Genomic DNA, 12,524 nt, shown 5'->3' with positions numbered 1-12,524 from the left:
TATGGAACCAGCTCAAGCGAAAGGCTACCTGTTGGAATATGAGATATTGCGATTATTAGGTGATGCCGGGTACATTAAAGTAAAGAAAGGGATCGTAAGAGGCAGAGGAGCCAATCATCAAATAGATGCGTACGGTGTGTTTTTATTTCCTACAGCATTCATATATCCAATTCGACTCTTATCCGAAGTAAAATTCTATGATGAGACGATAGGACTTGAAGTAGTTAGAAATTTTGTAGGAGTGTTAAAAGATATCCAGGAAAATTACATTGTAAACAGATTTCACCAAAGGAATTTACAATTAAGATATACAGAAGCAGGATGCATTTTCAGTGCAACGCCATTTAAACAAACCGCACAAGAATATGCATGGGCCCATAACATTTTTTTGGTTTCCTTTAATCAAATCCAAATGATGGATCAATTAATTCAAAAAATTAACTTATGTGTACAATATCCCGGGATTGTGGCTATTCTAAATAGTGAGGAAAAACATAAGCAGAAACGGATTATCGATGTTTATAAAAAAATACGTTTAGATTCAACAAATATTGAGGTCCCATCTTTAGTTGTGGGAATATTGGATAATGTTTATCCTGTTATTCTTGTTGGAAAAAAGGGGTGGATTAATCGGATAATACCCCCCACATATAGTGATAAGCTTGATAGTAGGAAGGATTATCGACAAGATGTCCCAGATTTTCTGAATAATTCTAATGAGAATAGAACACCATTAGTTCATATTTTTCATATCACCCTCCAAAAGGAACCCATAGAGTTTAGTATTCCAGAATTTGCCGGAAGAAAAATCATTGAAAAAATTAAGAGGAAAAAAGAGATAATAGCAGTTCTTCAAATCCCATTTTTAGATACGACATCTGGAAAATCCGTTAGAAGAATAATTTCGCTCGATGTGAAAATGCCTATTTAAACGGTAATCTCATGATAGTAAAGCCTTCAATTAATAATTTTAAAATGGCTTATCAAAACTTTCCTCGAAGTTATCACAGTGATTTTGATTGCTTTTGGAATTGGAAAAATAAAATTGAATCTGAAAAAGATCATATTTTGGATAGCCAGAATCTCGATAGAACGTGTCAAAAATTATTATCCATACTAAAAAAGTGGCAATATTTTCGTGGTCCAAAATCCAAAGAAAAACCACATAAGAATCTAAAAGTTGCGCTCAGCAATATATCGGATGAATATGCGATTATTCGAAATCTTACATTATTAGAGATCGAAAAATTTCCGTACGAATCATTTCATATTATTTGGCAAGAATTGGGCAATATGAAAACTTTGGCAGACGAGGCATCTTCACAACAGCCTTTAGTAATTTCTATTTGCAAACCCCTCATGCTTATTTGGGGTCAAACTCTAGCTTTTGATACAAAAGTTCGTAATAATTTTACAAGGGATCAAGATATTCGAAAATTGAACAAATATCGGTGGTCATTGAACGAATGGTTTTACTCCTTATATTTATGTAATAAACTTTTAAATGAAAATGAAGAGTTTAAGTACTATCTCACAAATTGTTCGGTTAAAAAATACAGAAAAAAAGGTCCAGTTCCCTTTGGTAGATTGCTTGATATCTATTATTTCACTCCTGGAAAAGAGGCTAGTTTGAAGAAATGTGGGATTCGGTCTGATAACTCACCTTCAAATGATTCATCTGGGATTGTTTGATAAACTCTTCATGTTGTAATCTTCCAACAACAATTCCCGGGTGAGTATTAACCTTCTTTGCAAATTCAATAATTGCTTTTTCAGTTTTTAATTTATGCAATTCTTTGAAGTACTTCGAAGGGATAAGGAAGTCCGCAGCCCAATTATCAGCCTCATGCTCTTCAGGAATGTCTAGACCTTTCCCATCGAATTCATCGAGAAAGATTTCTTTTCGGTCATGTTTCAAGAGGTGTGCGACCTCATGGAAAAAGGTGAACCATATCCGATCATTTGACTTGCCATAAAGCGATAATTGGATAACCGGTTGGGATTTTACCCAACGAGTAACACCACTAACACGAGCACGGGGAATCGATGGAACAATAACTAAAACAACACCAGATTTTAAGCAGATTTCTTTGAGATTGTTTTCAATATCTTGAAAAGGAGAAAGTGCCAATGACCGGATTTCTTCTAATGATGACACAAAAGAACTCTGATTGTATTTGGGGCTGTTCACATTTTCTACTACAATCTCCCCAAGACGAATCCAAGAAGAAATAGCGATAGTATCGCTTTGGTCAGGACGTGTACACCGGAATGATCCTGACATCTTTGCATATGTTGAATCCCATTCTTCGGGTGAGGCAATACTGAATAATCGTAATAACTCATCGACAATAGCAACGAGGTTATTATGAGTGATATTTTGTTTGGTAAGATATCCTGCCTTCATTAACTCACGAATTGGGAATTGTCGCGCCCAAGAATCCCATGAACCAAGCCGTTTTGCTTCAGATATTCTGGCTAAACTCTGTTGATATTGTAATTCACGATTCAACCAGAACTCTGCAGTGCTACCCAACACACGTTCGAGTTTAACAGCGGTGTCATTGGAGATACCTTTCTTTCCTTTGATGATCTCATTGATGTGTTTTAATGACATCCCCATCCGAGTTGCGAAGTCAACTTGTGACCAGCCTCGCTCTTCAAGGAGATCCATAATTGTGTCCCCAGGGGGTGAGATCCAATCCGGTGCGAAACTCTTCATACTAATAGTCATGATAATCCACTATATCGACAATTTTGACTTTGTTCACCTTAGACCATTCAACTCTGCCATCAGGGGTTCTTGGAATTGGTGAATTCGCCGGTTCAAAGCATAAACGAATAAGTCCTTCGAGGGAGACTGCATATTGGCCTGTTCTTTCCCTATCAAGGGCATGAGGCTTACCAGCAGGCAAATTAGTTACAAACGGAGCGGCTACAATTTCCGCCAGACGTGTTTTTAATTTTTTGGCACATGGAGCACCGAGTTTGCGTTTCGCCACTCGCTCGATTTCACATATCTCCTTTATTTCGGGAGAGGCAAAGTCTACGATGTCCATTTACATAATATCATTAACCTAGTAGGTAAATAACACTGTCGGTAGAATTTGATAAAAATTATTTAAAAACAAGATCCAGCATCTTCCGGATATACCTCTCATCCTCTTGAAACAGAACATGGTTCATATCATAAATTGAGTCCGCAGGATAATCGAAAACCCCGCCAACGGATCCCTTTTTCGTGACAGAGACGATGAAAGAATCGAGCGTAATACTGGTCCCTTTCTTCTTCTCGTTGAGCTTTTGTTCGAGCTCTTTAATGGAATTGCACAACTGGATCTTCTCATCCTTAAATCCGGATTTTATGTTTACCAGACCTTTGGGATCCACGAAAAGGAGGTGCTGTATGTTCCCGTACACAATCCAGATAATGAAGTCCGGGTAGAAATTGACATTCTCGAAGAACCCGACACCCCGTTTGGGGAAATTACGCAGGACAAAGACCTTCTTTCCTGAGAATCTATCCGGGTTGTTCTCGATGTGGTTTTTGAGGTCAAGGACGAATTTTCGTTCACCGATGTTAAGGCCCTCAGGATGAATTTCAACCTTCAGTGCATCACCATACCGGGCGAGAAGCGGTTGGTAAAGATGCCGGTCGAAAAAGATATTGACAAGGTTGAGATTTTTCTCTCCTTTGTATAATTTTTCGATATCATTTTTGATGAGTTTTTCAACAGCTTCAATGAGGGCCTGCTCCTTTTCACTAACGCGGATGTGGTACGTGAAGTCAAAATTCCCGTGATTTTCGTCAAGAGTCTTAATGTCAAGATGATTCTTGACCCAGAGGTTCCGCTTTTTATCGTAATACTTCTGGAGATATTTCCGAAGGATGGCGATTGCGATATCCTCGATAAGCGCCAGATCTTTGCATTGTTTCGGGATTAGGAAATCTTCCTGACATTTGAGGCGATAGAGTTTTTTCCGGATAATCTCCCTGAGTTCCTGTTCCCCGAAAACAAAGTTGTACCAGTTCTTCTGGATCCGTGTTTCCAGGAGTGCGAAATAAATCCGGCTCCAGTTAAGCGCATCGATGTGAGCAGGATTGATGAACCGGTCCGGAAATTCAGATTCAGCGTCAATGCCATATCCCTTTTTCAGGCTATCTTCGACATCGACCTTTGCCAGAAGATCCACATCGGCTTTGATGCTATCATCAATGACGAGAGTGAAGAGATCTTCCCTTTTGAAGAGCCGTTTATCGATATGGGGAATGAGCAGCCCCTCCCTGAGATAATCATCATTGATACGGATTGAAAGGGGAATATCGATGTAGGTATCGACTTCAATGCCCTCCTCGATGAGGTACTCACGGAACTGTTCGAGATAATTGGCCTCGATACCGAAGATATTGAGGGTTTCAAGGAGCGGTATGAATTGAGGGGCGGAGTCTTCCACGGCGCTGCTGCGTTTGAGTTTATGGTCCTTGCCCTTGAGCCGGACCCCTCTGCCAAATAACTGAATGATCTGGGTGCCCTCGCTCTTACCGATGTTGAGAAGGCCCATGGTTGAGACCCGCCAGGTATCCCAGCCTTCTATGAACTTCCGGGCTCCGATGAGGATATTGACCGGGGACGCTTTCTCTTTGATGCTGGCAAAGAGCGATGCGGTGAGTTCATCCTTATCCGACCGAATGATGGTCTCATGCTTTTCTACGAGCCTGATGAATTCTGTGTCTTCGCCGATGTTGATGACCCCGAAATACGGGTTATCGTTTCCACACCGGAGCGCGATCTCGCCCTGTGCTGTTTTCAGATTCACGAGATGGAGCGGAGCTGGAGCCTGAGCATGAAAGATTCTTGTGAGAATATCGGCGTAAGTCTCTTCGGGAGTCAGGTTCTTTGCCTTGAGGTACGCGAGTTTCTGTTCAGGATAACTAGGGGAGAAGAGGTCCCTGCCGGAATTTTTGTCAATGAGCCCGGATTTTCCTTCGTAGATTGACCGAATGGTACTCACTGTCCAGCCGTGGTCATTTTTAAGGGCGGCAGAGAGGAACCGGATTACTTCGAGAACATCCGATTCACCGGTCCTTCCCTGGACCCTGCTGCCGACAAAGATCCAGAGCGGAGCTTCGATGTTGTACTCCTTTGCAAGTTCGGGATTTTCGTCGAAGACCCGTTTCTGCTGGTAGAAAGTAAGGAGGTTTGCCAGCATGACGATGTGCTTGGTCTTCTGGTCGAACTTTGCGTCCTTGACATTGAGCAGCCGGTAATCCTTTCCGTACCCATCGCGATAGAAATAACGGTACGAGTAGTCGAAGAGCGTAGATTTCCCATACCCTGTGAGGAGATCGTTCTCATCCGTTTTCTTCCCGACTGCGGCGACTGCCTGTCCGAACGTGGCACTGTACTCGAAAGTGAAGCCGTCCGTGGCGATCTTCTTCCGCAGGTCCATCCACGATGTTCCGCCACTGCCTTTGTGGCCTTCATCCACGAAAACAAGATTTTTAGTGTCGAAGCTGGCGATGTCAACGGAGACGCCCTGTCCTTTCTTCTCTTCCGTGAGCTTGTTGATGTCAATGACCTGGACCACGGACGGAGCAACAGCAGATGCGAAGAGGCCGCCCCGGGGCTGGAAAGGTTCGGCAGGAATTCCGCTTCTTGCAAGTTCGACCAGGTGCTGACCCGTCATGGACTCGTTTGGAGTGATGAGCAGGATATTGTCGAGGCTGATGCGGTTGGACCCGGCATTGTAATGCGCGAACTGGAGATAATTGATGTGGAGGATGAGCGTCTTGCCGCTGCCAGTAGCCATCCAGAAGGCGAGTTTGCGAAGGTCGTCCTCATTGTAGAGAAAGTTCGTGGTCACGTGCTGCTTCTCAATGAACTCATACGCGTACTCGTTGAGTTCATCGAGAAATCTCTGCGGGCTCTGGAAATACCGGTCAAGGAAGATCTCGGTATAGAGTACGGCAAGGTGCTGGAAGTACGTAAACGTAATGGGAATATCCCGGTGGCGGTTGATCCGCTCCACGTAACTTCGGATGTGAGTATCGTAGGTTTCGAGGTTTGCCCGGACCCGGGGATCGAGGTCCTTCCACGAGATTAGGGCATGGAAGAGATAGCTCTTGCCCTCTTCATCATATCCTTCCTGAACGTCCTTGAGGAGGGCCTGCATCTCATCGAAGTTCTTTTTGCCAAAGAGTCCGTGCATGTAACTTGCGAGGATGAGATGGTCGGCAAGCCGGGTGGATGGCTTTGCCTTCCCCTTTGCGTTCACGACCTTGGTCTTCGCTGCTGCCATGCGATGCTCCCCTGTCAGGCACCCATGAGCCGCTGGAATTCGGGTTCGATGGGGAGAGCCCCTTCAACATGGAAATCCCCGTTGATGAAGACCCGCTCGGCTTTGAATTTGGGATCGGTGAGGATCTTTTCCTCGATGAATAATTTATCTGATTTGAGATCGAGCCCGGGTGTTGTTCGCCAGATAATCGTGGTCGCCTGCCCACTCAACGTCTCCCCGTGAACAATCCGGTATGTTGTCCCGTTCTCCGCGAAGGTCCGGATCCGTTTTACCTTGAGGCCGAGCAGGTAGTTGAAAGTCTCGACAAGATCCACGGTCTCATCATGCAACTCTGAGTCTTTTGTAATCCGGAGGGTATATTCGAACGGACGTTCGAGTTTTGTGACATTCATGCGGCAGGGGCTCTCCCGGGTCTCGAAGTCGAGCATGTACCGGAGCACATATCCGTCCATGTCCATGAGCGTCTTCTGGACCGTGCCGCCTTCCATGAAATCGATGTTGTTGAGTGTATCCTCGTATTGCTCCAGTGAGAGGTACTTGAACATGTGGCTGATACCGTCAGTGTTCTGGGGCTTGCCATCTTTCCATTCAGATGAAAAGACACTCTTTTTTATGCGGGGAACAATTATCGTTTGGAAATAATCCCCCATTTCAATGAGTATATATCTGCGATTTCCCTTATCTCTGCGATTTAAATTCAATACTGATTGTGCGGTTGTTCCCGATCCGGCAAAGAAATCGAGAATAACTCCCGTTTCTTTGCTTCCTTGAGTGAACAATTCTTCTAATAATAATGTTGGTTTTGGAAATGCAAGTTCGCGATTTCCAAAAAGATCAATCATTTGGTTTGTTCCCGTGGTTGTGAAAACATTCGGGGCGATTATCGACGAATATCCTGTATATTGGGCTTTTAATTCGGATAAAAATGATTTTCTCCGAGGTCTGCCATCTGGAGATGGCGGCCAAATAATTCTTTTCTCCTGAATTAATTTGGCCATAGTATTTTTGTCATATCTCCAGCCCATAGGGGGCTTTCCATAATTAATTCCAGTATCAGGATTAATCAGATCAAAGTGAAGGTTTGGTCTCTCATCCTGAGGAAGTAAACCTACCATGTTCCCACTCGTCCACGGCCCACGTGGATCATTATCAGGATTTGTGTATTGACTCTCGTCTCGTAGACTTCCTCTTAATTTTGTTCCATAACAGAGAACATACTCATGATCTACAGATACACCCGTCACATTTCTATTATCCTTATTTTGCCTGCTTTTCCAAATGAATCGAGATATAAATGCGGCATCGCTAAAAATCTGAGTAAAAATTGTATTTAATCGGTCTATCTCATCTTCTCCGATGCTCGTAAAAAAGATTCCATTGGATGGCATGAACGATTTGGAGAGATAAATTCTATCTCCCATCATTGCCAGCCAGCTGCTATGCTGATAATTATCTTTATACAGAAAACCATCATTCCCTGTATTATACGGCGGATCAATGTAGATGCAGTTCACCTGCTCCCGATACCGTCCCTGCAATATATTTAGTGCCTGCCAATTCTCGGATTTAATTAAAAGACCCCCTGTTGCTTCGTCAATATCGTCAAATGAGGCAAGCAATCGATCTTTGAATTCTTGAGGGAAAAATTTCGTGTCCAAAACGAGATACAGATGTGACTTCAGAAACTCCACATCGATGACATCGCTCTTCTTACCGGTAAGAGTTGCCTGTCCCCCAGGTTCTCCAATATTGTAAAGATTTTTCCACTCTACAATCTGGTTTGTGTTTTTTGCGATCTCCCCATAGAATGACTCAGGCACCCTATCAAGTGTCATGCAATAATTCGCAATCAACACGAACTTTTTCTTCTCGAAAAGTTTTTTCTGGAAATTCTCAATCTGTGCAAGGAATGAGATAATATTCGTGGATACCTCTTTCATCACCCGGACCCGGTTCAGGTAATGCTCAACAGGGATTTCCTTGTTGGTCCCGAGATCATCGAGATCAATCATCTCATTTTTAATGTAAAAGTCCAGTTCCTGAGTGAGGAAACCCTCCAGATCCTTGTGGATGAAATAATCCGTTGTGTTGCGCTTTGCATAAGTTGCTAAATGCTTAGTCACCAGATTTTTTCCATCGATTTCCCGCTTCAACCCGGTTCTTAATCCAATATCCGGTATAGCAGCAAGAATCGCTGTCTTTTCCTGTTCATTCAGGGTATCCTGGACATTCCGGGTTCCTATCGTAGCCTTTTCAGAATCGGTCATTGCCCGGTATTCGAAAAGAATGACGAGCTCTTTCGTTTTGTCACTATAGGAGACATTCCCTTCCCCAGTGTGAAGGATAAAAAACCGGTTCTCAGTCTTTGTATTGTTCATTGCAGTCTCGGCCTGCACAACATGGAACCGGACTGTATATTCCCCGACACGGAAAGCGTAGTTGAAGAAATATTCCCCGGTCTTGATGTAGTATTGTTCCTTGTTTGCCCAGTGAAGCAGCACTTCTTCTCCGTTATAGGGTACTGCAAATTTTTGCTTTGCTGAGTACCGGCGCATGCTCATGAAATCCCCATTGTCATAGTACCTGGAGAAGAACTGATAGATATGGTTGAAAACCTCTGCTTTGTGCTCATCAGACACAGATGCAGCAGTGAATGCTGTCGTTTTCTCATTGTATTGCTTTGCCAGATCAGCACCTATCGGTGTGTTGGCAAACTGAGGGTTGAAAGTCCCCGAGGGGAGAATTGCGGAAGACCCCAGTGTCTTTTCTATCGTGGTTTTCAGATCATCCAGTTCTTTCTTTGCAGCGACTTTCGTTGATTCTGATATTTTTCCAAACTCTATATCAACCGAGGCGATAAGGTCCTTCTCGATGAATTTTTCAATCACATCCCGCTTCCGGTTTATGATCCGGTAAATACCGAAATCAAGATCGGTGGATTCGAACTGGAATAGTCTTCGCAAGAGAACTTGTAGTTTTTTTAAATAATCATCGGCCATTATTCATCGCTTCCATGTTTGTTTTGACGAAAAATCACGTTTTGAGGCGGCTTTCATCCTTATTGCATTCACTAAATATTCGCCATCATCTGAAGGAAATTCATTCAACGAGTTGATAAAGAAGGCCCACCATTTTTTTGGGTTCTTAAGATTTTTTAGAACCGAAAGTTTACCAACTAGATCTCTACCGGAAATACCCGAATGTTCAGATAATTTCTCTACAAGTTTAACGTCAAATCGAATAGGAAATGTACTTTCTTCCCAAAGTCTCGATTTATCAACATAAGCATCAGATAGTATCTCTAAAATTCCTACAAATTCCGAATATCCAGTAATATAACAAATTAAAAAATCACCTTTCTGAAGGTTTTTTGCGCGGTTGGCTTGATTGCCTGTTGTTCCATATATCCTAGCACCGTTATTGAGGAATTCCCTCCACGAAGTTACATTAAAAATTGCAAGGTAATACTTCGAAATCATTCTGATCACTTCCTCCACCGGCAGATATTTCCATAACTGCACTGCCCGCAGGAATCTCCCGGGCATGGTTGAAATTTCCGTCGCTTAATCCCATCGATATGTTCGCCGGCTTTTGCCTCCGCTGATTTGAGATCGTTTTCATTCATTGTCACTTCGGCCAGAGACGCATCTTCCAGATATGCAATCGATCCCTTCGTCACCGTATCGCCAAGCATTGTCAGCCCCTGTGCATAAATCCTGACCTGCATTGATGCCTCGTCCTGCGTTGTCACGCTGTCCGATGTCTTGTAGTCGCGGATCTCCACACCCTCGCCATCATGGAGAATCACATCGATCTTCCCGACCACGGTTGCCCGATGCAGTGGGTATTCGACCCGGGTCTCCACTTCACGGATGCGGAGCATATCGTCCTTGTGATCTTTCGCGAACTTGATCAGCCTCTTCTTCGCTGTATCCCGGACCTTTGTTTGGCGGCTTTCATCAGCAAACGGAAGATAGAAATGACGGTCCACGGCATTAACCACCGCACTGATCGGAGACGCTCCGTTTTTCATCTGCTCGGCGGCAATCCTCATACAGAAATGCAGGGATGTACCGTATCCGAGATATTCGGAGAGACCTGGCTGATATCCCCACACGGTATTCAGCCGGTACATGTGAGGGCACTTCCCGTATACAATCAACTCTCCTGCAGAATAAGACTGGATATCTTCTGCATTCCCGTGAGGGGAAAGGTCATGCAGCGGCAGGTGATCCCGATCAGAAACTGGCGTCATCCGGTCCACCGGGAGGCAATCATCTACAAACTCACTGACTCCCTTCCTGCGGCCGTTCATCCTTGTGAAGTAACTCACGACAAGAACATCTTTTGCCCGGGTCAGGGCCACATACATGAGCTTCCGCTCGACCTCCATGTCACCCTCGTAGCGTTGTACGTCGAAGAGGTCACGGGGAATCAGCCAGTGCTTCTCTGCTCCTACCATCCTCGACGGGAACCGTCCGTTCACCACAGAAGGAATAAACACCAGAGACCATTCAAGCCCTTTTGCCTGGTGCACGGTCATCAGCTGGATGGCATCAACACCACGGAGATCATCGCCCATTTGCTCTTCGTACGACGAGGACGCGTAAGTGTTCATGAACCAGCAGAGACTTTTCAGATCGGCCTCCCAGTGAAGCCGCCGTCCTCCCAGCCGGTTTGCGGTCTCGAAATCCGTGAGCATCGAACCAAACCGGCCAAGATTTGCCATCACGACTGCATGCTCCGGGTTCTCCGGATCCAGATTCTGGTATCCGAGTATCGTAAGCAGTTCGTAATACATCTCGGTGAAATGCTTGTAGGTCCCTCGGAGGGTCGATGCTTTCCACGTGTCAAGCTCCGCGGCAATGCCTGCAGGTATCACAATCTCCGGGACCGCATCGTGCCAATCATGCAAGGCTGCATCCCGGAGATCATCTCCCCGTATCGTATCTTTACTGGACCACTTCGACTTCTGGAAAAAACCATCAGTGGACAACCATGCAATCAGCTTCCCTGCTGCCTGTACATCCGAGCGCCGGAACAGCCCTACCTTGCCACCTACGATGAATGGAATATGACGCTGGCGGAAAACATCAATGAATACAGGACCGGATGTATTCACACTTCGCAAGAGAATACCGATATCAGCGTAGGTGCATCGCTCGGATTTCACGTAATGATCGATCTGATCCGCTATCCATTCTACCTCCGAGACATCTGATTCAAATTCTCCAAGATATACCCCGCCGGCATCCGCTCGTGTTGCCACCAGATGATCATAATGCACCAGCGTAAAACAATCGGAGAATTTGTTTGCCGAATCAACGATTGATATAGTACTGCGCCGGTTCTCTGTGATCGAGATGGTCTCAGCGTCTGTGTGCGCCGTAATAAATTCATCAAAACATCCCGCATCCGATCCCCTGAACTGGTAAATGGTCTGCCGGGGATCTCCCACAATGAACGTACTCCCCGACTGGCCGATCAAGTTAATCAGTTGCTCCTGGGCACGGTTGATATCCTGGTATTCATCAACAATCAGGTATTTCACCGTCGAGAGAACTGCGGGCTTTTCTTTGAGGTGACTTACGGCGAGGGTAATCATGCGGTTGAAAGTCAGCCGTTTGTGGTGAGTAAGATGCTCTTCGTATTTTTTATAGGACCGGAAAAAATCCTTGGCTCGCTTTTCGAGTACAGAATCCGGGATTATCTCGGAATACAAAACATTTAGTGTCTGCTTGAATAACTCGCAGTTCTCCGAATAATTTCTCCCGCCGGTCAGGTGCAGGTCCCACCCGAAACGAAGAAGAAATGCCATCTCCTGATTTTCATCGAGACTGCCAAAGCCCCCATACCCAAAGTGGTCCTGCAGAATCCGCAGGCAGTATGCATGGATGGTTCCGATGAACATCTCGCCGAGATGAGCACACTGTTCTTCCCCGCCAAGTTGTTTCACCCGCTCATAGACCCTGCTCTTCATACTCTGGGCGGCTTTCTCCGTAAACGTGAAAGCAACGATGCATGACGGCGGAACATTATCGACAAGAAGAAGTGATACAATTTTTCGTGTCAGTGTTTCGGTTTTCCCGGCCCCGGCCCCGGCAATGACCCGGATATATCTTTTCTTGGATAGAACCGCATTTTTCTGACTTTCAGACAGCGGTTTAGGTTCCATGAGGATTCTATTGAGAAGAGATTGTTCCGCGCCCATAGGTGAACATTGC

The 12,524-nt window shown here is 44.8% G+C and carries 8 protein-coding genes; 2 read left to right on the top strand and 6 right to left on the bottom strand.

The features are described from left to right. The first annotated feature begins 1 nt into the window (after position 1). The gene (locus VMS83_RS06405; RefSeq protein WP_325411000.1) at positions 2-931 is read left to right on the top strand and encodes a hypothetical protein; all 930 of its coding nucleotides are present in this window, start codon (positions 2-4) and stop codon (positions 929-931) included. A gap of 11 nt (positions 932-942) precedes the next feature. Next, a complete protein-coding gene (locus VMS83_RS06400; protein WP_325410998.1) occupies positions 943-1,692 on the top strand; it encodes a hypothetical protein in 750 nt (249 codons plus the stop codon). Here the strand turns inward: VMS83_RS06400 and VMS83_RS06395 are convergent. From VMS83_RS06395 to VMS83_RS06370, 6 genes are read right to left on the bottom strand one after another with little or no spacing between them, the layout of a single operon-like run. Continuing rightward, positions 1,625-2,722, bottom strand: coding sequence for a HigA family addiction module antitoxin (locus tag VMS83_RS06395; protein ID WP_325410996.1), 1,098 nt, complete (start codon positions 2,720-2,722; stop codon positions 1,625-1,627). The genes VMS83_RS06400 and VMS83_RS06395 overlap by 68 nt on opposite strands. Before the next feature lies 1 nt (position 2,723). Beyond that, entirely contained in the window at positions 2,724-3,059 is a 336-nt protein-coding gene (locus VMS83_RS06390; protein WP_325410994.1) for a hypothetical protein, read from the bottom strand. 58 nt (positions 3,060-3,117) lie between these two features. Next, positions 3,118-6,300, bottom strand: a complete 3,183-nt coding sequence (locus VMS83_RS06385) for a DEAD/DEAH box helicase family protein (protein ID WP_325410992.1) — start codon at positions 6,298-6,300, stop codon at positions 3,118-3,120. A 14-nt stretch (positions 6,301-6,314) separates the two neighbouring features. Beyond that, on the bottom strand, positions 6,315-9,299 hold the full coding sequence (locus VMS83_RS06380) for a site-specific DNA-methyltransferase (RefSeq protein ID WP_325410990.1): 2,985 nt from the start codon (positions 9,297-9,299) through the stop codon (positions 6,315-6,317). Between the two features lie 3 nt (positions 9,300-9,302). Next, the gene (locus VMS83_RS06375) at positions 9,303-9,779 is read right to left on the bottom strand and encodes an EVE domain-containing protein (RefSeq protein WP_325410988.1); all 477 of its coding nucleotides are present in this window, start codon (positions 9,777-9,779) and stop codon (positions 9,303-9,305) included. Positions 9,780-9,784: 5 nt separating this feature from the next. Next, positions 9,785-12,511, bottom strand: coding sequence for an ATP-dependent DNA helicase (locus tag VMS83_RS06370; RefSeq protein WP_325410986.1), 2,727 nt, complete (start codon positions 12,509-12,511; stop codon positions 9,785-9,787). Between the last annotated feature and the right edge of the window lie 13 nt (positions 12,512-12,524).

The sequence above is a fragment of the Methanoregula sp. genome, assembly GCF_035543475.1.
Classification (GTDB): Archaea; Halobacteriota; Methanomicrobia; order Methanomicrobiales; family Methanospirillaceae; genus Methanoregula.
The sequence above is the reverse complement of the archived record's forward strand: the minus strand, read 5'-3'. Positions and strand labels throughout refer to the sequence as shown.